Raw genomic sequence first — 22,866 nt, forward strand, 5'->3', positions numbered from 1 at the left:
TCGTGTCAGTGGGCCGAAAGGACCGTGAAGCCCTGCTTCGTGAACAGCTCGGACACCTTTTCGGTGCGCAGGAAGTCCATCAACGCGCCCGCGTCCGCGCTCTTGGCCTCGGCGGTCACGGCGGCAGGGTAGATGATCGGCGCGTGGCTGTCTTCGGGGAAGACGCCGGCGATCTTCACCGCCTTCTCGGAGTTGGCGTCGGTCTCGTAGACGATGCCGAACGGCGCCTCGCCGGTCGCGACGAGCGCGAGGGCGGCGCGGACGTTCTCTGCCTGAGCCACATGGCCCTCGACCTGATCCCAGACGCCGAGCGAGGTCAGCGCCTCCTTGCCGTACTTGCCGGCCGGCACCGAGTCGACCTGACCCATGGCGAGCCGCCCGTCACCGAGGGCGCCGAGAAGGTCGAAGTCCTTGCCGATCTCGATCTTCGCGTCCGCGTCGGCGGGGGCGACGAGGACCAGCCGGTTGCCGAGAAGCTGGACGACGGTGTCCTTCCTCACGAGGTCACGTTCGACGAGATAGTCCATCCACGGCACGTCGGCCGAGATGAAGAGGTCGGCCGGCGCGCCCTCCTCGATCTGCTTGGCGAGCGCCGAACTGGCGGCATAGGACATCACCGCTTCCTTGCCGGTTTCGGCCTTCCATGCGGTCGCGACTTCATCGAGGGCGTTCTTCAGGCTCGCCGCCGCGAAGACGGTCACGTCAGCCGCGGCTGCCGGAACGGCGAGCAGGGCCGCGAGGGAGAGGCCGGCAACAGCGCTCCTGAGGGTGCGAATGCTTCGGTCGAACATCTCGGTGCTCCGGTGAATTCCAGTCCGGGCGGGCGCCGAATGCGCCTGCCCGGAGAACCGATGTATCCGGATATACATAGCAAAGGAAGAGAGAACGACCTGCATCGCTGTCGGCCAAAGGTGCCGGAGGGTCAGCCGAGTTCGGCGCTCGCCTCGATCTCGATCAGCGCCTCGTCCTCGATCAGCCCCGCCACCACCACCATGGTCATCACCGGGAAATGCCGGCCCATGACGCGTCGATAGGCGTCGCCAACCTCCCGCTGCGCGTCGAGGTAGGCCTTCTTGTCAGTCACGTACCAGGTGAGCCGGGTGATGTTGTGCGCATCGCCTCCGGCGGCGCGGACGATTGCGACGATGTTGGCGAGCGCCTGCTCCATCTGGCCGATGAAATCGTGGTGCTCGAACTTCTGCTCGGCGTTCCAACCGATCTGGCCGCCGATATAGAGCCGGCCGTCCGCCAGCAGGCCGTTGGAATAGCCCTTCGGCTTCGCCCACCCCTCGGGCTGGATGGTCTCGATCATCGGGCGTCTCCTTCAGTTTCGAGGGTCATTTCGCGGGTCATGCCCGCTCTGAGTTCGTCCGGCCACGGGCGCGGACGTCCGTCCGACTTCGCGAACCAGACGAGCGTGGTGTTGAAGCGGACCCGGGGCTCGCCGTCGCAGGTGACTTCGACGAGAAGCTTGACGCTCGAGCCGCCGATGTGCGTGGGCGTGAGGGTGAAGTCGAGCCGTTCGCCGAGGCGGGACGGCTTCAGGAACACCGTCTCGTGGGCGACGGTCGGCACGCCGCGGTCCATCGGCCCGTGGATCTCGGCGAAGCTCCAGACGAGGCGGGTGTCGAACCATTCCTCGATGGTAGCGTTCAGCATCTCGTAGTAGCGCGGATAGAACACGATCTCCGCGGGGTCGCAGTGCTGAAAGCGCACCGTGTGAGTGGTGGTGAAGGCCATCGTCAGACTCCGAGATAACGGTCGGTCAACTCGGGCGTAAGCGCCGCGGGCTCGCCGGTCCAGACGGTGCGTCCCCGTTCGATCAGAAAGCAGCGGTCCGCGACCTGCCGGAGTTCCTTCAGGGTCTTGTCGATGACAAGGATCGCGAGGTCGCCCTTGAGCTGGTGGATTGCCGCCCAGATCTCCTGACGCACCACCGGGGCGAGGCCCTCGGTCGCCTCGTCGAGGACGAGGAGGCGCGGGTTCGTCATCAGCGCCCGGCCGATGGCGAGCATCTGCTGTTCGCCGCCCGAGAGCGTGCTGGCCCGCTGGCTGCGGCGCTCGGCGAGGCGGGGAAAGAGCGCCTCGACGCGGGTCTGGGTCCAGCCGCCGGGCCGGTCGGAGGCGCGGGCGGCGGCGGTGAGGTTTTCCTCGACGCTGAGCGGCGCGAAGCAGCGCCGCCCCTCGGGCACGAGGCCGATGCCGAGGCGCGCGACCCGGTGGATCGCCATGCCTCGCGTGGCGTGGCCGGCGAAGGTGATCGCGCCCTCGCGGGGCCGCAGGAGCGCCGAGACGGTGCGCACGGTCGTGGTCTTGCCCATGCCGTTGCGGCCCATGAGCGCCACGACCTCGCCCTCGGCCACGTCGAGATCGACGCCGAAGAGCGCCTGGCTCGCGCCGTAGAACGCGGTGACGCCCTTGAGATCGAGGAGGGTCTTCATGCGGCCTCGTCTCCCAGATAGGCGGTCCTGACGTCCGGGTTCGCGCGGATCTCGGCGACGGTGCCGGTGGCGATGACCCGGCCGTAGACCAGGACGGAAATACGATCGGCGAGCGCGAATACGGCTTCCATGTCGTGCTCGACCAGCAGGATCGGCGCGGTGCGGCGCAGGTCGGAGAGAAACGCCGTCATCCGCTTCGAGCCGTCGGGCGAGAGGCCGGCCATCGGCTCGTCCATCAGGAAGACCCGCGGCTTCATGGCGAGCGCCATGGCGAATTCGAGCTGGCGGCGCTCACCGTGGCTGAGATCGGCGGCGCGCATGGTCGCCCGCTCGCCGAGCCCTGCATCGTAGAGGAAGGCCATCGCCGCGTCGGTCAGGGCGAGATCGCGCGAGACCGGGCGGAAGAAGCGGAAGACCCGGCCCTGCCGCGCCTCCACGGCCAGCATGACGTTTTTCAGCGCCGAAAGCTCGGGCGCGATCTGGCTGACCTGAAACGTGCGGGCGAGGCCGATGCGGGCGCGGTCGGCGGCGTCGAGGTGGTCGATCGCCTGTCCCTCGAAAGCGATGGTGCCCGCGTCCTGGGGGATCTCGCCGACGATCTGCTTGATGAGCGTCGACTTGCCGGCACCGTTCGGGCCGATGAGCGCGTGGATCTCGCCCGGGAAGAGGTCGAGGGTGACGCCGCTGGTGGCCTTGAGCGCGCCGAAGGACTTCTCGAGGCCGGTGATCTTCAGGATCGGGTCAGGCATTGGCGTTTCTCCCGGTCAGAAGGCCGATGACGCCGCCGCGCGCGAAGAGCACGACGAGAAGCAGGACGAGGCCGAGGGGCAACTGCCAGTAGTCGGTGAGATGCCCGAGCCAGGCTTCGAGCAGCACGAAGATCGCCGCGCCGATCACCGGGCCGAGCGGCCGCCCGACGCCGCCGAGGATGACGAGGACGATGAGTTCGCCCGAGATCTGCCACGACAGCATGGAGGGCGAGACGAAGCGGTTGAGATCGGCGTAGAGCGCGCCCGCGAGCGCCACGGCCATCGCCGAGAGGACGAACGCCGCGAGGCGGACGCGGAACGGGCGCACGCCCATGGACGTGAGGCGGAGCGGGTTCTGCCGCGCCATGGCGAGGGCGAGGCCGAAGCGGGCGCGGGTCGCCATGAAGGTGAGCGCGAGCACGAGGAGCAGAAGCGCGAAGGCGATCAGGAAGAAGGTGAGCGGGTCCATCGTGTCGAGGGCGCCGAGGCTGTTCCTGACGTAGATCGAGAGCCCGTCCTCGCCGCCATAGGCCGGCCAGGAGATCGCGAAGTAGTAGATCATCTGGGCGAAGGCGAGGGTGATCATGATGAAGTGGACGCCGCCGGTGCGGAGCGACAGCGCGCCGATCGGCAGGGCGATGAGGCCCGCGGCGATGACGGCGGTGGCCCAGATGATCGGCATCGACGTGGTGCCGGCGAGCTCCATGGGCCAGGTCATCAGTGGCTCGTAGTTCTGCGCGGCGGAGGCGAGGATGCCGGCCGCGTAGCCGCCGATGCCGAAGAAGGCGGCGTGGCCGAAGGAGACGAGGCCGCCGTAGCCGAGGGCGAGGTTGAGCCCGACGCCCGCAAGGCCGAGGATCACGGCCTTGGTCGCCAGCGTGACGAGGTAGGGCTGGCCCGAGAGGCTGGCAATGATCGCGACCGCCAGAAAGCCGGCGAGCACGGCGATGTTGAGCAGGGATTCCCGGGTCATCGTCAGCTCCCCATGAGGCCGGTGGGGCGCCAGACGAGGATCAGCGCCATCAGGATGTAGATCGACATCGAGGCGAGGGCCGAGCCGACGGCGGTGGCGGCGGAGGGCTCCATGACGGTGCCGAGAAGCACGGGCAGCAGGAACCGCCCGAGGGTGTCGGTGACGCCGACGAGGATCGCGCCGGCGAGCGCGCCCTTGATCGAGCCGATGCCGCCGATCACCACGACGACGAAGGCCATGATGAGCACCGGCTCGCCCATGCCGACCTGCACCGACTGGATCGGGCCGATCAGCGCGCCCGCGAGCCCGGCGAGCGCCGCACCGAGGGCGAAGACGATGGTATAAAGCCGGGCAATGTCGATGCCGAGAGCGGCGATCATCTCGCGGTCGGCCTCGCCGGCGCGGATCTGCACGCCGAGGCGGGTGCGGTTGATCAGCGCCCAGAGGCCGATCGCCGTCGTGACGCCGATGACGATGATCGCGAGACGGTAGGCGGGATAGGACAGCGAGCCGATGCGCACGGTGCCCGCCAGCGCCTTCGGCACGTCGAGATAGAGCGGGAAGGAGCCGAAGACCCAGCGCGTCCCCTCGGAGAAGATCAGGATGAGCGCGAAGGTCGCCAGCACCTGATCGAGGTGATCGCGCCGGTAGAGGCGCCGCAGGACCAGCATCTCCATGAGCGCGCCCGCGAGCGCCGCGGCGGCCAGCGCCGCGACGAGGGCGAAGAGGAAGTTTCCGGTCGCGGCCGCCGCCGTCGCGGCCGCGAAGGCGCCGACCATGTAGAGACTGCCGTGGGCGAGGTTGATGAGCCCCATGACGCCGAAGACCAGCGTCAGGCCGGCGGCCATGAGAAACAGCATGGTGCCGAACTGGAGACCGTTCAGCAGCTGCTCGATGAGAAGGGTCGCGGTCATGCGGGGGAAGCCTCAAGCGGTTGGCTGCGTCGTGGTTAACTGGTTAACGGCGCAGCGCCCCCGGTTTCGAGGGTGGCACCGGTTGGCCCGGCAGGGAAGGCGCCCTGTGGCGGGGTGGTTAACGCCTTCCAGCCGGACGGCAGAGGCATCTTCCCGCGTGAACGGCGCCTTCCGGCGGATCGTCACTTCATCGGGCACTCGGCGGCGTAGGCGTCCACGTGATCCTCGAACGCGGTGCCGACGATCTTGTTGGTGACGACACCGTCGTCGCGCTTCACCACCTCGCGGGCGTAGAAGTTCTGGATCGGATGCTGGTTGTTGCCGAACCTGAAGCTGCCGCGCACCGTCGGGAAGTCGGCCGCCTTCAGCGCCGCGTGGTAGGCGTCATGGTCGGCGATGTCGGCCTTGGCCTGCGCCGAGAGGATGAGGAGCGCGGTGTCGTAACCCTGGCTCGCATAGACCGAGGGAAGGCGCTTGTACTCGGCCTCGAACGCCTCGACGAAGGCCTTGTTGGCCGGGTTGTCGAGGTCGGGCGACCACTGGGCGGCGTTGTGGGCGCCGAGGGCGGCGTCGCCGACGGCCGGAAGCACATCCTGATCGAACGAGAAGCCCGGGCCCATCATCGGCAGGCCGGTGCCGGCGTTCGAGAACTGCTTGATGAACGAGATTCCCATGCCGCCGGGAAGGAAGAAGAAGACGCTGTCCGCGCCGGACGCCTTGATCTGGGCGATCTCGGCGGCGAAGTCGGTCTGGCCGAGCTTCACGTAGTTCTCACCCGCGAGCTCACCCTTGTAGAAGCGCTTGAAGCCGTTGAGGGAATCCTTGCCGGCCGGATAGTTCGGCGCGAGGATGAAGGCGTTCTTGTAGCCGAGGGTGTTCGAGTACTCGCCCATCGCCTCGTGCTGGTTGTCGTTCTGGTAGGCGACGTTGAAGTAGTTCGGATCACAGCCCTTGCCGGCGAGCTGCGACGGGCCGGCGTTCACCGACAGGTAGAACTTGTCCTGCTTCACCGCCGCGGGCACGACCGCGAGCGCGATGTTCGAGAAGATGATGCCGGTCAGGATGTCGACCTTGTCGGACTGGATCATCTTGTCGGCGAGTTGGACGCCGATCTCGGGCTTCTGCTGGTCATCCTCGGTGATGACGGTGATCTCCGAGCCCGCGTCGCCGGCCTGCTTCAGGGCGAGAAGAAAGCCGTCGCGGGCGTCGATACCGAGGCCGGCGCCGCCGCCCGAGAGCGTGGAGATGAACCCGACCTTGAGCGGGGCGGCGGTGGCGGTGGAGGCCGCGAGAATTGCGGCGAGGGCAGCGGTGGTCAGGATGCGTTTCATGGTCTTGTTCCTCCTTGTCGGTCGTTCAGTGCGTGGCAGTGCGCAGCGCGAAGCGCTGGATCTTGCCGGTCGCTGTCTTGGGCAGCGTATCTGCGAATACCACCGAGCGGGGGTACTTGAAGGGGGCAATCGTCGCCTTCACGTGGTCCTGCAGGAGCTTCGCGGTCTCCGGCGTGTGCGGCACGCCCGGTGCGAGGACCACATGCGCCTGGACGATCATGCCGCGCTCGGCGTCGGCGATCCCGATCACGGCGCATTCGAGCACGTCCTCGTGGGCGAGAAGCGCGGCCTCGACCTCGGGGCCGGCGATGTTGTAGCCCGACGACAGGATCATGTCGTCGTTGCGGGCGGAGAAGTGGAAATAGCCGTTCTCGTCCTGCGAGAAGGTGTCACCGGTGAGGTTCCAGCCGTCGCGGACGAACACCGTCTGGCGGCTGTCGGCGAGGTAGCGGCAGCCGGTCGGGCCCTGTACCGCGAGACGGCCGGCGGTGCCGCGGGGCACCTCGTTCATGTCGCCATCGACGATTTTCGCGCGGTAGCCGGTGACCGGCCGGCCGGTGCAGGCGGGGAAGCTGTCGCCGAAGCGGTTGGTGATGAAGATGTGCAGCATCTCGGTGCCGCCGATGCCGTCGAGCATCGGTTTGCCGGTCTTGGCCAGCCACTCGTCGTAGACCGGGGCGGGCAGCGTCTCGCCTGCCGAGACCGCGCAGCGCAGCGACGAGAGATCGGCGCCTTCGTCCATCGCCTTCAGCATGACGCGGTAGGCGGTCGGCGCGGTGAAGCAGATCGTCGCGCGGTGGGTCTCGATGATCTCGATCATGTTCTCCGGCGAGGCGGTCTCGAGCAGCGTCGCGGCGGCGCCGAAGCGGAGCGGGAAGATCGCGAGCCCGCCGAGGCCGAAGGTAAAGGCGAGCGGCGGCGAGCCGACGAAGACGTCCTCCGGCGTCACTGACAGGACTTCCTTCGCGTAGCCATCGGCGATGATGAGCAGGTCGCGGTGGAAGTGCATCGTGGCCTTCGGCTGGCCGGTGGTGCCGGAGGTGAAGCCGAGCAGCGCCACGTCGTCGCGCCCGGTCTGCACCGCTTCGAAGCGGACCGACTTGCGAAGGGCGGCACGGTCGAGTTCGGCGTCATGGTTGGCGGTGCCGTCGAAGCCGATCACCTTCGCGAGGAACCGGCTCTCCTTGGCGCAGGCGATCAACTCGTCCATCAGCCGCGTGTCGCAGAGCGCGATGGTGACCTCGGCCTTGTCGACGATCTTCGTCAGCTCGCCGCTGCGCAGCATCGGCATGGTGTTGACGACGACGGCGCCGGCCTTGGTGGCGGCGAGCCAGGCGGCCACCATCGCCGGGTTGTTGGCGGAGCGGATCAGCACGCGGTTGCCGGGCTGCACGCCGTAGTCCTCGACGAGGGCGTGGGCGATGCGGTTCGTCCAGTCGGCGAGTTCCTTGTAGGTGCGCTGGCGGCCGTTGCCGATCAGCGCCACGTGGTCGCCGAAACCCTGCTCGACCATGCGGTCGGTGAGTTCGACCGCGGCGTTCAGATGCTCGGGATACTCGAACCCGGTCAGGTCGATCACCGGCCACTCCGCGAACGGCGGCAGGTTGTCGCGGGCGAAGGTGTCGGTGTGGGCGGTCGGTCCTAGCATCGTTCGTCTCCGCGGATCGGGGGGGGAGCGGTCAGAGGGTGGTGCGCACGTCCCAGAGCTCGGGAAAGAGCACGACGTCGAGCATCCGGCGCAGGTAGCTGACGCCGCCGGTGCCGCCGGTGCCACGCTTCAGCCCGATCACCCGTTCGACGGTCGTGACGTGGTTGAAGCGCCAGCGGCGGAAGTAGTCCTCGAGGTCGATCAGCTTTTCGGCGAGTTCGTAGAGCGGCCAGTGGGTTCGTGGCGCCTGGTAGACCTGCTGCCAGAGCGCGATGATGGCGGGGTCGGCGGTGCGGCGCCCCTCATGGGGCGCCGTTGCCCCGGCGGGAACCGCGAGACCGGCGCGGGCGACGGCGGCGAGGACGGTGGCGTAGAGGTCGGGCCGCGCGAGTTCGGCCTCGAGCACCGCGAGCGTGTCGGGGCGGTGCGCGTGGGGCGCGAGCATCGCGCGGTTGCGGTTGCCGAGGATGTATTCGATCTGGCGGTACTGGGCCGACTGGAAGCCCGAGGACTGGCCGAGGGCGTCGCGGAACTCGGTGTAGTCGGCGGGCGTCATGGTGCGCAGGACGTCCCAGGCGTTGTTCAGCTGCTCGAAGATCCGCGAGACGCGGGCGAGGAGCTTCTGCGCCTCTTCGAGCCGGTCCTCGGCGATGGCCGCGCGGGCGGTGGAGAGTTCGTGGATGACGAGCTTCATCCAGAGTTCGGAGGTCTGGTGCTGGATGATGAAGAGCAGCTCGTCATTCGCGGACGACAGGGGATGCTGGGCACCGAGGATCAGGTCGATGCCGAGATAGTCGCCATAGGACATCCGCTCCGAGAAGTCGGTCTCGGCCTCGCCTTCGGTCCCGGCGGCGCGCTCATACCCCGATGCCGGTGTCATTCGTTGGCCTCGGGCGGCAGGAATTTCACGTCGTGCTCGGCGGAGGCCGCGACGATCGAGGGGATGTCGGTCATCTCGTGCAGCGCCTCGAAGAGCTCGCGCAGGCGGCCGGCGGGGGATGCCCAGAAGAGGGCGCGCGCGGGCGCGTCGGACTTGTTGAAGTAACCGTGCGGCACGCCGCGGGGCATGCGCACCAGATCGCCCGCGCGCGCGGTCTGCCATTCGCCGTCGAGCTTCACCTCGAGCTGACCCTCCTGCACGAGGATGAACTCGTCCTGGTGCGGGTGGATGTGGACCGGGACGAACTGGCCGGGTTCGCTGTTCGTCTCGAAGGCGAAGGTCGAGGCACAGGTCGCCTTGGGAAAGTAGCGCTGGCCGAGGATGTTCCACTCGGTGCCCTCGATGCCTTCGCCGTTCCGGGTGATGCCGCCCTGCAGGTACTTCATGCCGTTGCTCCATGGTTTGCGAGGGTCTGTCTCGCGATCACCACCTTCTGCACATCCGAGGCGCCTTCATAGATCCTGAGCGCGCGGATCTCGCGATAGAGGCTTTCCACGATCGCGCCCTTGCGCACGCCGTCGCCGCCGTGAAGCTGGACGGCCTTGTCGATGACCGACTGGGCGCGGTCGGTGGCGTAGAGCTTGGCCATTGCCGCCTCGCGGGTGACGCGCGGGGCACCTGAGTCCTTCGCCCAGGCGGCGCGGTAGGTGAGGAGGGCGGCGGCGTCGACGTCGAGGGCCATGTCGGCGATGTGGCCCTGAACCATCTGGAGATCGGCAAGCGGCGCCCCGAAGAGCTGGCGGCCGGTGGCGCGGTCGAGCGTCTCGTCGAGCGCGCGGCGGGCGAAGCCGAGCGCGGCGGCGGCGACGGTCGAGCGGAAGACATCGAGCGTCGACATGGCGATCTTGAAGCCGTCGCCCGCCTTGCCGATCAGCGCCGAGGCGGGCAGGCGGATGTCATCGAAGCGGAGGCGCGCCAGCGGGTGCGGGGCGATCGTCTCCAGCCGCTCGGCGATGACGAGCCCGGGAGCATCGGCGGGCAGCAGGAAGGCCGAGAGGCCGCGGGCGCCCGGTGCCTCGCCGGTGCGCGCGAAGACCACGTAGAGATCGGCGATGCCACCGTTCGAGATCCACGTCTTCTCGCCGCTGAGCACGTAGCCGTCGCCGTCGCGGGTCGCGGTGGTGGCGGTGGCCGCGACATCGGAGCCCGACTGCGGCTCGGTCAGCGCGAAGGCGGTGAGCGCGCGGCCCGCGCGGGTCTCGGGCAGCCAGAGGGCCTGCTGCTCGGGCGTGCCGAAGAGCGAGATCGCGCCGGTGCCGAGGCCCTGCATGGCGAAGGCGAAGTCGGCGAGACCGTCGTGGCGCGCCAGCGTTTCGCGGATCAGGCAGAGCGTGCGCACATCGAGGGCGCGCGGATCGGCCGGATCAATGGCCGAGTGCAGGAGCCAGCCGCCGCGCCCGAGCATGTCCACGAGTTCGCGGCAGGCGGCGTCGGTGTCGGCGTGATCCACGTGGCGGAGGTTCGCACTCGCCCACGTGTCGAGATCAAGCGCCAGCGCGCGATGGCGCGGCTCGAAGAATGGCCAGTCGAGAAAGCTCAGGTCTGCCATCAGTTGCCCTCGAACACCGGTTTCCCCTTCGCGACGAACGCGTGGTAGGCGCGGGAGAAATCCTCGGTCTGCATGCAGATCGCCTGCGCCTGCGCCTCGGACTCGATCGCCTGCTCCAGCGACATGGACCATTCCTGGTTGAGCTGGGTCTTGGTCATCATGTGGGCGAAGGTCGGACCCTTGGCGATGCGCCCCGCCAGGGTCAGCGCCTCGGCCTCAAGCTCGGCGGCCGGGACGAGGCGGTTGAAGAAGCCCCATGCGGCGGCCTCGTCGGCGGTCATCACCCGGCCGGTGTAGAGCAGTTCCGCCGCCCGGCCCTGACCGATGATCCGGGGCAGGATGGCGCAGGCACCCATGTCGCAGCCGGCAAGGCCGACGCGGGTGAAGAGGAACGCGGTCTTTGCCTCCGGCGTGCCGATGCGCAGGTCCGACGCCATGGCGACGATCGCGCCGGCGCCGACGCAGATGCCGTCCACCGCGGCGATGATCGGCTTCTGGCAGGCGAGCATCGCCTTCACCAGATCGCCGGTCATGCGGGTGAAGGTGAGCAGCCCCTTCATGTCGCGGCCGATCAGCGGCCCGATGATGTCGTGGACGTCGCCCCCCGAGCAGAAGTTGCCGCCGTTCGAGCCGAAGACCACCACGTCGATGGTGTCGTCGTAGGGAAGGCCACGGAACCAGTCGCGCAGCGCCGCATAGCTCTCGAACGTCAGCGGGTTCTTGCGGTCCGGGCGGTCGAGCGACACGTGGGCGATCCGGTCCTTCGTCTCGAGGCGGAAGTGCTGGCTCATGCTTTGGTCTCCGGGTGCATCAGGTGGTGACGAACAACCTGCAGCTGCTCGTTCAGGTGATCGGCTTCCTCGCGCGTCACGTCGCCGAGGAGTTCGTTCACCCATGCCTCGTGGTGGGCCGCAAGGACCGCGAAGCTCTCGACCCCGGCGGGCGTGAGGCGGACGAGCAGCGCGCGCCGGTCACCCTCGACGGGCGTGCGGGTGGCGAGGCCCTCCTGTTCCAGCCGGTCGACGATGCCGGTGACGTTGCCGTTCGAGACGCGCAGCACGCTCGAGAGTTCGGTCATCTTCAGCCCGTCGGGCGCGCGGTGCAGTGCCGCCATCACGTCGAAGCGTGGCAGGGTGGACTCGAGCCCGCGCAGACGCTCGCGCAACTCGCTCTCGACCAGCCGCGCGACACCGAGCAGGCGCAGCCAGAGCCGGAGCCGCGCCTTCGACAGGGCGAGATCGACCTCGGGACGCTCGATCATGGTCATGTCTCGCCTCCCGAAATCGAGATGGCCTGTCCGGTCACCGAGACGGCGGTCTCCGAGCAGAGCCAGAGGACAGCCGCCGCGACCTCGTCCACCTCGACGAAGCGGCCCTGCGGGTTGGCGGCCAGAAGCGGCGCCTCGGCCTCGGCCCGCGAGCGGCCGGTCTTCGCCATGATGGTCTCGATCGAGCGCTCCAGCATCGGAGTCAGCATGTAGCCCGGGCAGATCGCGTTGACGGTGACGCCGCTCCGGGCGGTTTCGAGCGCAAGCGCCCGGGTGAGGCCAATGACGCCGTGCTTCGCCGCGCAGTAGCCCGCCACATAGGGATAGCCCTTGAGGCCCGCCGTCGAGGCGATGGCGATGAGGCGCCCCCAACCGGCATCGAGCATGGGCGCGAGGCCCTCCTGCCAGGTGGCGAAGACCCCGCCGAGGTTCAGCTCGACCATGGCCGCGAAGTCTTGCGGGCTGGTCTTCAGGAACGGCCGGCTCGCGGCGCTGCCGGCGTTCGCCACGACGATCTGCGGCGCGCCCCAGCCGTCGGCGGCGGCCTCGAACATCGCGGCCACCTCGTCGGGGCGCGTCACGTCGCCGGTGACGTAGCGCATTTCGGTGCCCGCGACCGAGGCGAGCGCCTCGGCGTTACGGCCTGCGATCGTCACGTTCGCCCCCGCGCCCGCCAGCGCGCGGGCAATGGACGCGCCCGCGCCGCTGCCGCCGCCGGTGACCAGTGCGTGTTTGCCCGCGAGCATCATGGCCTCAGACCTTGCCCAGCATGGTGTCGGTGCGCTCGGCGAGACGCCAGAGCTGGTCACGGCCGGGCAGATAGGGATCGGGCCACTTCTCGGCCCGGTCGCCAAGGCTGCCGGCGGCGCGCAGCGTCCAGTAGGGATCGGTCAGATGCGGACGCGCGAGGCAGACGAGATCGGCGCGGCCGGCCATCAGGATCGAGTTCACGTGGTCGGGCTCGTAGATGTTGCCGACCGCCATGGTCGCCATGCCGGTTTCGTTGCGGATCCGGTCGGAGAACGGCGTCTGGAACATGCGGCCGTAGACCGGCTTCGCGCGGACCGAGGTCTGGCCGGCGGAAACGTCGCAGATGTCGACGCCCTCGGCGCGCAGCATCCGGGCGATCTCGACCGCCTCCGACGGCGTGATACCGTCCTCGCCCACCCAGTCGTTCGCCGAGATGCGCACGGAGATCGGCTTGTCCTCCGGCCAGACGGCACGGACGGCCCGGAAGATCTCGAGCGGGTAGCGCATGCGGTTCTCGAGGCTGCCGCCGTATTCGTCAGTGCGGGTGTTGGTGAGGGGCGTGATGAAGGACGACAGCAGATAACCGTGGGCCATGTGCAGCTCGATCATGTCGAAGCCGCAGCGCTCGGCCATCTTTGTGCCGTCGACAAAGGCGTCGCGGATGCGGTCCATGTCGGCGCGGTCCATCGCCTTCGGCGTGGCGTTGTCCGTGGACCACGCGACGTCGGAAACCGAGAGAAGCGGCCAGTTGCCGTCCCGGAGCGGCGTGTCGGACTCCTCCCAGCCGACCTGCGTCGAGCCCTTGGCGCCGGCGTGGCCGATCTGCATGCAGATCTTCGCGTCAGTCTCGTGGTGGACGAAATCGACGATGCGCGTCCACGCCGCCTCGGCTTCCGGGCTGTAGGTGCCGGGGCAGCCGGGGGTGATGCGGCCCTCGGGCGTCACGCAGGTCATCTCGGTGTAGACGAGCCCGGCGCCGCCCTTGGCCCGCTCGCCGAGGTGGACGAGATGCCAGTCGGTCGGCACGCCGTCCTTCGCCTTGTACTGGGCCATCGGCGAGACGACGACGCGGTTCTTCAGCTCCATGCCGCGCAGGCGGAACGGCGCGAACATCGGGTGGCGGGTCGCCGTGTCCGGGCTGGCGCCGGCCTCCCGCTGGAACCATGCCTCCGCGCCGTTCAGCCAGTCCTCGTCGCGCAGGCGCAGGTTCTCGTGGCTGATGCGCTGCGAGCGGGTGAGGAGCGAATAGGTGAACTGCACCGGGTCGAGGTGGAAATAGCGCTCGATCTCCTCGAACCACTCCATGGAGTTCCGCGCCGCCGACTGGAGGCGCAGCACGTCGAGGCGGCGGGCGTCCTGATACTGCGCGAAGGCAGCTTCGAGCGTCGGCTCGGCGTGGAGGTAGGTCGCAAGCGCGATCGCCGAGTCGAGCGCGAGGCGGGTGCCGGAACCGATGGAAAAATGCGCCGTGGCGGCGGCGTCGCCCATCAGGACGACGTTCTTGTAGGACCACTTCTCGCAGAGCACGCGGGGGAAGTTGATCCACGCCGAGCCACGGATGTGCCTCGCGTTCGAGATGAGGGGATGGCCGCCAAGCTCGTCGGCGAAGATCGCCTCGCAGGTGGCGATCGACTCGTCCTGGGTCATGTCGCCGAAGCCGTGGGCGTTCCACGTCTCTTCGGTGCACTCGACGATGAAGGTCGCGGTGTCGGCGTCGAACTGGTAGGCGTGCGCCCAGAGCCAGCCCTTGTCCGTCTCCTTGAAGATGAAGGTGAAGGCGTTCTCGAACTTCTGCTTCGTGCCGAGCCAGACGAACTTGCACTTGCGCACGTCGACGTCAGGCTTGAAGTGCTCGGCATAGAGCGTGCGGGTGCGCGAGTTCAGGCCGTCGGACGAGACGACGATGTCGTACTCGGCGGCAAGGGCCTCGATCTGCTCGACCGGGATGTCGTTCTGGAAGCGCAGGTCGACGCCCAGCTCCCGGGCGCGGGCCTGAAGCAGCAGCAGAAGCTTCATGCGGCCGATGCCGCAGAAGCCGTGGCCGCCCGAGACGATGCGCTCGCCCTTGAACTCGACCGCGACGTCATCCCAGTAGGCGAAGTTCTCGCGGATCGACGCGGCGCTGACCGGATCGTTCTTCGCGAGGTTGCCGAGCGCCTCGTCGGAGAGGACCACGCCCCAGCCGAAGGTGTCGTCCGCCTGATTGCGCTCGAAGACGACGACCTCGTGGGACGGATCCCGGAGCTTCATCGAGATGGCGAAATAGAGGCCCGCTGGCCCACCGCCAATGCACGCGACCCGCATCGTCCGCTTCCTCCCCGCTATTCGTTACCGGCACCCTACCCGATTCGTCCGGTATATTTCAAGCATGAAGCTTTAGGCTTGAAATAATATCGCATGGCGCGTATCAAGGCTATCAAAAGGGAGCGTGCGCCCGTATCCGTAGCGAGCGTACCCGTACCGAGGCCGCAGACGGAGGAAGCCGAATGACCCATGCGACGACGCCTGAGACCGCCCGAGCAAAGCCCGCGGGCTTCGTCTGGGAGGATCCGTTCCTGCTCGACGAGCAGCTCACGGAAGAGGAGCGCATGGTGCGCGACACGGCGCGCGACTACTGCCAGGACGGTCTGGCACGCCGCGTGCTCGAGGCGAACCGGCATGAAGTCTTCGACGCGGAGATCATGCGCGAGATGGGCGCGCTCGGCCTGCTCGGCCCGACGATCCCGGAGGAGTTCGGCGGTGCGGGCGTCGGCTATGTGGCCTACGGGCTCGTCGCCCGCGAGGTGGAGCGGGTCGACTCAGGGTATCGCAGTGCGATGTCGGTGCAGTCCTCGCTCGTGATGCATCCGATCTTCGCCTACGGCACCGACGAGCAGCGGGCGAAGTACCTGCCGAAGCTCGCGTCGGGCGAGTGGATCGGCTGCTTCGGCCTGACCGAGCCCGATCACGGCTCGGACCCGGGCTCGATGATCACGCGGGCGAAGAAGGTCGACGGTGGCTATTCGGTTTCCGGGGCGAAGAACTGGATCACCAACTCGCCGGTCGCGGACGTCTTCGTGATCTGGGCGAAGTCGGACGCCCATGGCGGCAAGATCAAGGGCTTCGTGCTCGAGAAGGGCATGAAGGGGCTGGCGGCGCCGAAGATCGAAGGCAAGTTCAGCTTGCGCGCGTCGATCACCGGCATGATCCAGATGGACGAGGTCTTCGTGCCGGAGGAGAACCTGCTGCCGAATGTCGAGGGTCTTGCGGGACCGTTCGGCTGTCTCAACCGGGCGCGCTTCGGCATTGCCTGGGGCGCGATGGGGGCGGCGGAATTCTGCTGGCACGCGGCGCGGACCTACACCATGGACCGCAAGCAGTTCGGGCGTCCGCTGGCGCAGAACCAGCTGATCCAGAAGAAGCTCGCCGACATGATGACCGAGATCGGCCTCGGGCTTCAGGGCTGCCTCCGGCTCGGGCGGCTCTTCGACGAGGGGCGCGCGGCGGCGGAACTCATCAGCCTGATGAAGCGGAACAATTGCGGCAAGGCGCTCGATATCGCCCGGGTCGCCCGCGACATGCATGGCGGCAACGGCATCTCGGACGAGTACGGCGTAATCCGGCACGTGATGAACCTCGAGGCGGTCAACACCTATGAGGGCACCCATGACGTGCATGCGCTGATCCTCGGGCGGGCGCAGACCGGGCTGCAGGCGTTCTTCTGATGACGCCGGAGGCATATCTTCGCGCCGCCGAGGGGTCGGTCTCGCGGATCCCGGAGTTCGAGGGCATCGCACCACTGCCGACGGCGGTGGTCGGTGTCATCGGGGGCGGGACGATGGGGGCGGGAATTGCCGCCTCGGTCATCCTCTCCGGGCGCTCTGTCGTGATGATCGAGCGTGATGACGCGGCACTCGGCCGGGGTCTGGAAACCGTGCGCGGCCATCTCGGTGGGGCGCTGAAGCGGGGCAAGCTCGACGAGGCGGGCCATGCCGCCGCTCTCGGGCGGCTTTCCGGGGCGACGGACTATGCCGCGCTCGGGGAGGCCGATCTGGTGATCGAGGCGGTCTTCGAGGACATGGGCGTCAAGCGCGCGGTCTTTGCCGAGTTCGACCGGGTGACGCGGCCGGATGCGATCCTCGCGAGCAATACCTCGTATCTCGACGTGAACGAGATCGCCGGCGCGGTGACCGATCCCGGCCGGGTGGTGGGTCTGCACTTCTTTTCGCCGGCGCATGTGATGAAGCTGGTCGAGGTGATCCGAACCGATGCGGTGCGGCCTGAGGTGCTGGCGACCGCGCTCGGGTTCGGGCGGGACCTGGGCAAGATCCCGGTGCCATCCGGGGTCTGTGACGGCTTCATCGGCAACCGGATCATGTCGGTCTATCGTCGTGAGGCGGATTACATGCTGGTGGACGGGGCGATGCCGCAGGAGGTCGATGCGGCGATGGTGGCGTTCGGCTTCCCGATGGGGGTCTTTGCCATGCAGGACCTCGCGGGGCTCGATATCGCCTGGGCGATGCGGAAACGGCGGGCGGCGACGCGGCCGGCTTCGGAGCGGTATGTGACGATCGCCGACCGGATCTGCGACCTCGGGCGGTTCGGCAGGAAGACCGGGGCAGGGTGGTATGACTACGTCGAGGGGACGGCGGTGCCGTCGTCGGTGACGGAGGATATCATCCTGGCCGAGAGCGCCCGGGAGGGTGTTGTCCGGCGGGCGATTCCGGCGGAGGAGATCATGGCGCGGATCCTTGCGGTGATGCAGGCCGAGGGGCAGGCGATCCTTGACGAGGGGATCGCGGGCTCGGCGGAGGCGATCGACGTGGTGATGGCGAACGGTTACGGCTTTCCGAAGGCCAAGGGCGGGCCGATGTGGATGGCGAAGGCTGGCTGAGACGCGACAGGGTGCGCATGTTGCGCGCCCTTGATAACTGATTGAAACTGCGTGCGATTCATTGCGGCGTTGGTCGAATATTCACGCAGGTTGACGACGACGGAGCGCGCCCGGTCGTCGAGACGCATCGGCAGAGCGATGCTCCGGCCGGGAGGGCGGTCACAACGCTGGGCGCTGACGGATTTGGCAGGTGACAAATCCGTCCACGACTGCCCCTGCGCGGGGCAGGCGCGTTTCCGCGCCCGCCGGGTGGCAGCCATGGCCGGGTGGCGCGCTTCCGCAGATATCCCGCCGCTCCCGGTCCTCCGCGCGTCCCGCGCGTGGTCCGGCGGAAGCAGTGCTTCCGCTGGTCGCGCCAACAACTCGCGGGCCGAGGCCCGCTTCGGTCGTTCGGAGTCTGACGGCGCGTCGGTGCGCCGGCGCAGGGACTTCGACACCCGTGGAAACAACTCGGGCTTGCCAGTAGCGCCCGCCCGGCGGACCCCGGATAGGCCGCGCCTCAGTCGGCGGACTCGGCCGGGGGATCGACCACGATGCGCCGGCCGGCGAGATCGACGGTCGGAACGGCGGCGAGGGTGAAGGGAATGAGGATCTCCGCGGCACCGGGTCGGGCGACTTCGAGGATGTCGCCGGCGCCGTGGTCGAGGACCGCGCGCACGGTGCCGAGCTTCGCGCCGCCGGTGTCGAAGACCGTGAGCCCGATCAGATCGGCGTGGTAATACTCGTCTTCGTCGAGCGGCGGCAGGCGGTCCCGTGGCGCATAGAGACGGGTGCCCTTCAGGGCCTCGGCCTGTTCGCGGGTGAGAACCCCGGTCAGACGCGCGGCGAAGGCGCCGGTGATCGGGCGCAGCAGGCGCACGCCGAAGCTCTGCCCGCTTTCGCTGACGAGCGGGGCATAGCTCGCGATGGCTGCCGGGTCGGCGCAGAACGACTTCAGCCGCACCTCGCCGTGGACTCCGAAGGCACCGGCAATGGCGCCGACACAGGTGTGGTTCGCGGGCTCTGGCATGGGCAATCCGAAATGCGGCCGGAGCGGGCCCCGATCCGCGCTGCGCGGGCTCAAGGGACCGTGGGCACGCTCACGCCGGAGCGGGTGAGCAATCGACACCACCGGCGTCGAAGCCCGTCATGCACCCGGCCATACCGGCACGTGACGGGCTTCGGACGCCATGGGTTGGCTTACTCGGTGACGAGCTTACTCGGTGACGAGCTTACTCGGCGGCCGGGGCCTCGGCGGCCTTGGCGGCCTTGTCGGCCTTTTCCTTGGCGCGAGCGACGGCGGCCTTGCCGGGCTCGCCCTGCTTCAGGTTCGCGCGGGTCTTCTTCTCGCTGACGCCAGCGGCCTCGAGGAAGCGCGCCACGCGGTCGGTCGCCTGGGCGCCCTGGTCGAGCCAGTATTTTGCGCGGTCGAGGTCGAGCTTCACGCGGTTCTCGTTGTCCTTGGCGAGAAGCGGGTCGTAGGTGCCGAGCTTCTCGATGAAGCGGCCATCACGGGGCGAGCGCGAGTCGGCGGCGACGATCGAGTAGTGCGGACGCTTCTTGGACCCGCCGCGGGCGAGCCGGATCTTCATGGCCATGTTCAGTCTCCTTGGGAATGGTTCTCGAGGTGGCGCTCGTGATGGCGGATCACCTCGGAGATGATGAAGTTCAGGAACTTGCGCGCGAAGGCGGGATCAAGATCCGCCTCCTCCGCGAGCCGTTCGAGGCGCGCGATCTGGACCGACTCGCGCGCCGGGTCGGAGGGGGGCAGCCCGTGCTGCGCCTTGAGGACGCCGACGGACTGGGTGTGCTTGAAACGCTCGGCGAGCGTGAAGACGAGGATGGCGTCGAGCCGGTCGATCGACTCGCGATGGCCACGCAGCAGGTCCGCGGCCTGGCGGACGGCATCGGAGGTCATTTCTTCTTCCCCAGTCCGCTCAGGCCCGGCGGCAGGGCGAGGCCGGGGGGCGTGGCGCCGCCGCCCATGCCCGGCATCGGGGGCATTCCGCCCATGCCCGGCGGCATGCCACCGCCACCACGGCCGAGCATGGCGCCGAGGCCGCCGCGCAGCAGGCTCTTCTTCGACATGCCGCCCATCTTCTTCATCACGTCCGCCATCTGGCGGTGCATCTTCAGAAGCTTGTTGAGGTCGGAGACTTCGAGGCCGGCGCCCGCGGCGATGCGCTTCTTGCGCGAGGCCTGCAGCAGGTCGGGGGAGCGGCGTTCCTTCTTCGTCATCGAGTCGATGAGCGCGACCTGCCGGCGGAGCACCCGGTCGTCGATGCCCGCGTCGTCCATCTGCTTCTGCATCTTGCCCATGCCCGGAAGCATCGACATCATGCCCTGCATGCCGCCCATCTTCTGCATCTGCTCAAGCTGGGAGCGCAGGTCGTTCATGTTGAACTGACCCTTCTGGAAGCGCTTGACCATGCGCTCCGCGGCTTCCTGCTCCAGCGTCTCCTGGGCCTTCTCGACGAGGGCGACGATGTCGCCCATGCCGAGGATGCGGCCGGCGACGCGCTCGGGGTGGAATTCCTCGAGGGCGTCCATCCGCTCGCCGAGGCCGACGAAGCGGATCGGCTTGCCGGTGACCGCGCGCATGGAGAGCGCCGCGCCGCCACGGCCGTCGCCGTCCATCCGGGTCAGCACGACGCCGGAGATGCCGACGCGGCCGTCGAACTGTTCGGCGACGTTGACCGCGTCCTGGCCGGTGAGGCCGTCGACGACGAGCAATGTCTCGCGCGGCTTCGCGACGTCACGGACGGCAGTGACCTCGTCCATCAGTTCGTCGTCGATGTGGAGCCGGCCGGCGGTGTCGAGCATGACCACGTCGTAGCCGCCCAGGGCCGCCTGCTGCTTCGCGCGGCGGGCGATGTCGACGGCGGTCTGGCCGGCCACGATCGGCAGGCTGTCGACGCCGACCTGCAGCGCGAGGATCGCGAGCTGTTCCATGGCGGCCGGGCGGCGGGTGTCGAGCGAGGCGAGCAGGATGCGCTTGCCCTCGCGCTCCTTCAGGCGCTTGGCGAGCTTTGCCGTCGTCGTGGTCTTGCCCGAGCCCTGCAGGCCGACCATGAGGATCGGCGCAGGCGGCGAGTCGATTTTCAGCTCGCCCGCCGGACCTTCGCCCTTCAGCATGTCGACGAGGGCGTCGTGGACGATCTTCACCACCTGCTGGCCGGGGGTGATCGACTTCGTCACCGCCTGGCCGCGGGCCTTCTCCGACACCGCCTTCACGAAGTCGCGGGCAACGGGCAGCGACACGTCGGCCTCGAGGAGCGCGACGCGCACCTCGCGCAGGGCGGTCGAGATGTCCTCGTCGGTCAGCGCACCCTGCCGGGTGAGCTTGTCGAACACGCCAGACAGGCGGCCGCTCAGGGTCTCGAACATGGGCGCGGGCCCTCTCGTCAAACGCGGACCGCGCCGGTGGGCGCAACGCGCTGACCGACGGCGATCCTGCAAAATGCCAGGACCGGAGGACTCACAAGGTTCTCCGGGGATGCGGATCGCATAAGCGATGCGGACGGTGGGGTCAAGTCGGGTCGGCTGTAGGGGTCGGCTCTCGGGCAGGTGCGGCTGTTGCGACTGTGGCTGTTGCGGGTTCAGGCCATGACCGAGGCGAGGAGTTCGCTTGCCTTCGAGACGCCGAGCTTCTGGTAGGTGCGCTGGCGGTAGGTGAGGACCGTCCCGACGCCGAGGCCGAGTTCCGCGCCGATGTCGCGGGCGGTCATGCCGGCGAGGGTGCGGGCCGAGACCTCGCGCTCGCGGGCGGTGAGGACGGGATAGGCTCCGGCGAGGCGGCGCTCCACCTCGGAGACGAGCGGCGGGGCGTCGGGCTTCGCGGCCATCCGGGTCAGCCCGGTGATCGCGACCTGGGCGAGGGCGCCGAGCTGGAAGAGGTCGGGCTCCGCGCCGTCGTGGCGCTGGTAGAAAGTGAGGACCAGCGAGTGGTCGGGCTTGCGCCAGCCGAAGCAGATCTTCTCGACGAAGCGCGGCCGCTCGAAGCAGAGCTTGCGATAGGGACCGAGCTCGATCGCCGCCGCGGGGACACGGGCGTGAAAGCCGCTGCCGGGCAGGGCGCGCAGGCGGGCGGCGACGGCGGGGTCGCTGCGGTGGAAGCGTCGGGCATACATCCGCGTGCGCTCGTCCACGTCGGCGAGACCGCTCGACGAGGCGAGCGCGCGCGGCATCGCGCCGTCATCGACGCGGTACGCGAAAAGTTCCTCGACGCCCGCGGCCGAATGCGCGACCTCGAGCAGGCGCTCGGAAAAGCGCGCCGCATCGCGGGTCTCGAGCAGGTCGGCCGCCATGTCGGGATCGATCAGTCCGCCGGAACGCATGTGCCGTCCCCTCCCGGCGCGGCCCCCGATGCCGCGCGACAGCAAATATCATGTCCATAGGTCTACTGACAGACAAGCCCGGATCGTTAACCTAACTTACCGGGGACGGCGCAGAAAGCGCGAATCTCCCCAGGAGGAAATTGACAATGAGCAAACCATTCGCATCGTCGGCCGACACGGACGTGAAAACCGATACTCTCGAAATTCTGGGCGATGGCGTCTATGCCCTGACGGCCGAGGGCGACCCGAACGTCGGCGCGGTCGAGGGCGAGGACTTCGTCGTCGCGATCGAGAGCCGCGCCACGCCGTCGGCGACCGCCGACTGGCTGAAGATCCTGCGCGAGCAGACCGACAAGCCGATCCGCTATGTCATCCTGACCCACCACCATGCGGTGCGCGTGCTGGGCACGCCCGCGTTCGAGGCGCAGGACGTCATCATGTCCGACGAGGCGAACCGCCTCGTGGCCGAGCGCGGCGAAGAGGACTGGAAGAGCGAGTTCGGCCGGATGCCGCGCCTCGCGAAGAACGCCGACGAGGTGAAGGGGCTGGTCTGGCCGACGATCACCTTCGGCACGAACATGTCGATCGATCTCGGCGGCGACCGGGGCAAGCTCGACCTGCGCTTTCTCGGCCGGGGTCACACCAGCGGCGACATCGCCGTGTGGCACGAAAAGACCCGCACGCTCTTTGCCGGCGATCTCGTGGAGTCCAAGGCCGCGCTCTACACCGGCGACGCCTACCACTTCGACTGGTCGACCGGCACGCTCGACAACGTGAAGGCCTACCGCTCGGAGAACCTGATCGGCGGCCGTGGCGCGGTCAGCCGTGGCGTGGCCGAGACCGACGCCGCCGTGGAGCAGACCCGCAAGTTCCTGCGCGGGATGATCGACAACGTCGGCGGCGTCCACAAGTCGGGCGGCGACATCAAGGATGCCTTCGAGGCGACCCGCGAGGCGCTTGCGCCCGAGTTCGGTGCCTGGCCGATCTTCGAACACTGCCTGCCCTTCGACGTGCAGCGGCTCTGGGACGAGCATGACGGCGTCGAGCATCCGCGGATCTGGACGGCCGAGCGCGACCGCGAAGTCTGGGCGAAGCTGCAGGGCTGAGGGGCGCGC

Annotated in this window: 24 protein-coding genes; 3 read left to right on the forward strand and 21 right to left on the reverse strand. The window is 68.5% G+C overall.

Annotated elements, in window-relative coordinates:
- Positions 1 to 5: 5 nt before the first annotated feature.
- From modA to HNP73_RS11200, 16 genes are all read right to left on the reverse strand, one after another.
- Entirely contained in the window at positions 6 to 791 is a 786-nt protein-coding gene (gene modA, locus HNP73_RS11125; protein WP_184148951.1) for a molybdate ABC transporter substrate-binding protein, read from the reverse strand.
- Between the two features lie 131 nt (positions 792 to 922).
- Complete coding sequence (locus HNP73_RS11130) at positions 923 to 1,312, reverse strand: RidA family protein (protein WP_184148954.1); 390 nt, start codon at positions 1,310 to 1,312, stop codon at positions 923 to 925.
- Positions 1,309 to 1,740 (reverse strand): acyl-CoA thioesterase, encoded by a 432-nt coding sequence (locus tag HNP73_RS11135; protein ID WP_184148957.1) that lies wholly within the window; start codon positions 1,738 to 1,740, stop codon positions 1,309 to 1,311. Before HNP73_RS11135 ends, HNP73_RS11130 begins: the two co-directional genes overlap by 4 nt.
- A gap of 2 nt (positions 1,741 to 1,742) precedes the next feature.
- Positions 1,743 to 2,441 (reverse strand): ABC transporter ATP-binding protein, encoded by a 699-nt coding sequence (locus tag HNP73_RS11140; protein ID WP_184148960.1) that lies wholly within the window; start codon positions 2,439 to 2,441, stop codon positions 1,743 to 1,745.
- Positions 2,438 to 3,190 (reverse strand): ABC transporter ATP-binding protein, encoded by a 753-nt coding sequence (locus tag HNP73_RS11145; RefSeq protein WP_184148962.1) that lies wholly within the window; start codon positions 3,188 to 3,190, stop codon positions 2,438 to 2,440. The genes HNP73_RS11140 and HNP73_RS11145 overlap by 4 nt, the downstream gene beginning before the upstream one ends.
- The gene (locus tag HNP73_RS11150; protein WP_184148965.1) at positions 3,183 to 4,163 is read right to left on the reverse strand and encodes a branched-chain amino acid ABC transporter permease; all 981 of its coding nucleotides are present in this window, start codon (positions 4,161 to 4,163) and stop codon (positions 3,183 to 3,185) included. Before HNP73_RS11150 ends, HNP73_RS11145 begins: the two co-directional genes overlap by 8 nt.
- Positions 4,164 to 4,165: 2 nt before the next feature.
- On the reverse strand, positions 4,166 to 5,077 hold the full coding sequence (locus HNP73_RS11155) for a branched-chain amino acid ABC transporter permease (protein ID WP_184148968.1): 912 nt from the start codon (positions 5,075 to 5,077) through the stop codon (positions 4,166 to 4,168).
- A gap of 182 nt (positions 5,078 to 5,259) precedes the next feature.
- Positions 5,260 to 6,408: an ABC transporter substrate-binding protein gene (locus tag HNP73_RS11160; protein WP_184148971.1), complete on the reverse strand. Its 1,149-nt coding sequence runs from the start codon at positions 6,406 to 6,408 to the stop codon at positions 5,260 to 5,262.
- A gap of 25 nt (positions 6,409 to 6,433) precedes the next feature.
- On the reverse strand, positions 6,434 to 8,056 hold the full coding sequence (locus HNP73_RS11165) for an AMP-binding protein (protein ID WP_184148974.1): 1,623 nt from the start codon (positions 8,054 to 8,056) through the stop codon (positions 6,434 to 6,436).
- 31 nt (positions 8,057 to 8,087) lie between these two features.
- Positions 8,088 to 8,936 (reverse strand): tryptophan 2,3-dioxygenase, encoded by an 849-nt coding sequence (gene kynA / locus HNP73_RS11170; protein ID WP_184148977.1) that lies wholly within the window; start codon positions 8,934 to 8,936, stop codon positions 8,088 to 8,090.
- Positions 8,933 to 9,382: a cupin domain-containing protein gene (locus HNP73_RS11175; protein WP_184148979.1), complete on the reverse strand. Its 450-nt coding sequence runs from the start codon at positions 9,380 to 9,382 to the stop codon at positions 8,933 to 8,935. The genes kynA and HNP73_RS11175 overlap by 4 nt, the downstream gene beginning before the upstream one ends.
- Positions 9,379 to 10,545 carry an acyl-CoA dehydrogenase family protein gene (locus HNP73_RS11180; protein ID WP_184148982.1) on the reverse strand — a complete coding sequence of 389 codons (1,167 nt, stop codon included), beginning with the start codon at positions 10,543 to 10,545 and terminating at the stop codon, positions 9,379 to 9,381. The genes HNP73_RS11175 and HNP73_RS11180 overlap by 4 nt, the downstream gene beginning before the upstream one ends.
- A complete protein-coding gene (locus tag HNP73_RS11185; RefSeq protein WP_184148985.1) occupies positions 10,545 to 11,336 on the reverse strand; it encodes an enoyl-CoA hydratase family protein in 792 nt (263 codons plus the stop codon). Before HNP73_RS11185 ends, HNP73_RS11180 begins: the two co-directional genes overlap by 1 nt.
- Complete coding sequence (locus tag HNP73_RS11190) at positions 11,333 to 11,812, reverse strand: MarR family winged helix-turn-helix transcriptional regulator (RefSeq protein ID WP_246399726.1); 480 nt, start codon at positions 11,810 to 11,812, stop codon at positions 11,333 to 11,335. The genes HNP73_RS11185 and HNP73_RS11190 overlap by 4 nt, the downstream gene beginning before the upstream one ends.
- Positions 11,809 to 12,561 carry an SDR family NAD(P)-dependent oxidoreductase gene (locus HNP73_RS11195; protein WP_184148988.1) on the reverse strand — a complete coding sequence of 251 codons (753 nt, stop codon included), beginning with the start codon at positions 12,559 to 12,561 and terminating at the stop codon, positions 11,809 to 11,811. The genes HNP73_RS11190 and HNP73_RS11195 overlap by 4 nt, the downstream gene beginning before the upstream one ends.
- Before the next feature lie 4 nt (positions 12,562 to 12,565).
- Positions 12,566 to 14,866 carry a bifunctional salicylyl-CoA 5-hydroxylase/oxidoreductase gene (locus HNP73_RS11200; RefSeq protein WP_184148991.1) on the reverse strand — a complete coding sequence of 767 codons (2,301 nt, stop codon included), beginning with the start codon at positions 14,864 to 14,866 and terminating at the stop codon, positions 12,566 to 12,568.
- Positions 14,867 to 15,048: 182 nt separating this feature from the next.
- Here HNP73_RS11200 and HNP73_RS11205 point away from each other — a divergent pair, with 182 nt between their 5' ends.
- Positions 15,049 to 16,266 (forward strand): acyl-CoA dehydrogenase, encoded by a 1,218-nt coding sequence (locus tag HNP73_RS11205; RefSeq protein WP_184148994.1) that lies wholly within the window; start codon positions 15,049 to 15,051, stop codon positions 16,264 to 16,266.
- The gene (locus HNP73_RS11210; protein ID WP_184148996.1) at positions 16,266 to 17,435 is read left to right on the forward strand and encodes a 3-hydroxyacyl-CoA dehydrogenase; all 1,170 of its coding nucleotides are present in this window, start codon (positions 16,266 to 16,268) and stop codon (positions 17,433 to 17,435) included. Before HNP73_RS11205 ends, HNP73_RS11210 begins: the two co-directional genes overlap by 1 nt.
- 499 nt (positions 17,436 to 17,934) lie before the next feature.
- Here HNP73_RS11210 and rimM read toward each other — a convergent pair whose 3' ends face one another.
- The 5 genes from rimM to HNP73_RS11235 all read right to left on the reverse strand — a co-directional run bounded on the left by rimM (position 17,935) and on the right by HNP73_RS11235 (position 21,751).
- Complete coding sequence (gene rimM / locus HNP73_RS11215) at positions 17,935 to 18,444, reverse strand: ribosome maturation factor RimM (protein WP_184148998.1); 510 nt, start codon at positions 18,442 to 18,444, stop codon at positions 17,935 to 17,937.
- Between the two features lie 202 nt (positions 18,445 to 18,646).
- Complete coding sequence (rpsP, locus tag HNP73_RS11220; RefSeq protein WP_184149000.1) at positions 18,647 to 19,012, reverse strand: 30S ribosomal protein S16; 366 nt, start codon at positions 19,010 to 19,012, stop codon at positions 18,647 to 18,649.
- A gap of 2 nt (positions 19,013 to 19,014) precedes the next feature.
- On the reverse strand, positions 19,015 to 19,332 hold the full coding sequence (locus HNP73_RS11225) for a chorismate mutase (RefSeq protein ID WP_184149002.1): 318 nt from the start codon (positions 19,330 to 19,332) through the stop codon (positions 19,015 to 19,017).
- Positions 19,329 to 20,801 (reverse strand): signal recognition particle protein, encoded by a 1,473-nt coding sequence (ffh, locus tag HNP73_RS11230; RefSeq protein ID WP_184149004.1) that lies wholly within the window; start codon positions 20,799 to 20,801, stop codon positions 19,329 to 19,331. The genes HNP73_RS11225 and ffh overlap by 4 nt, the downstream gene beginning before the upstream one ends.
- Before the next feature lie 212 nt (positions 20,802 to 21,013).
- Positions 21,014 to 21,751, reverse strand: a complete 738-nt coding sequence (locus HNP73_RS11235) for a helix-turn-helix transcriptional regulator (protein ID WP_184149006.1) — start codon at positions 21,749 to 21,751, stop codon at positions 21,014 to 21,016.
- A gap of 146 nt (positions 21,752 to 21,897) precedes the next feature.
- On the opposite strand from HNP73_RS11235, the gene HNP73_RS11240 reads away from it, so the two are divergent.
- Positions 21,898 to 22,857 (forward strand): MBL fold metallo-hydrolase, encoded by a 960-nt coding sequence (locus HNP73_RS11240; protein WP_184149009.1) that lies wholly within the window; start codon positions 21,898 to 21,900, stop codon positions 22,855 to 22,857.
- Positions 22,858 to 22,866 lie beyond the last annotated feature (9 nt).

This window comes from Amaricoccus macauensis (assembly GCF_014201905.1).
In the GTDB taxonomy this organism is placed as follows: Bacteria; Pseudomonadota; Alphaproteobacteria; order Rhodobacterales; family Rhodobacteraceae; genus Amaricoccus; species Amaricoccus macauensis.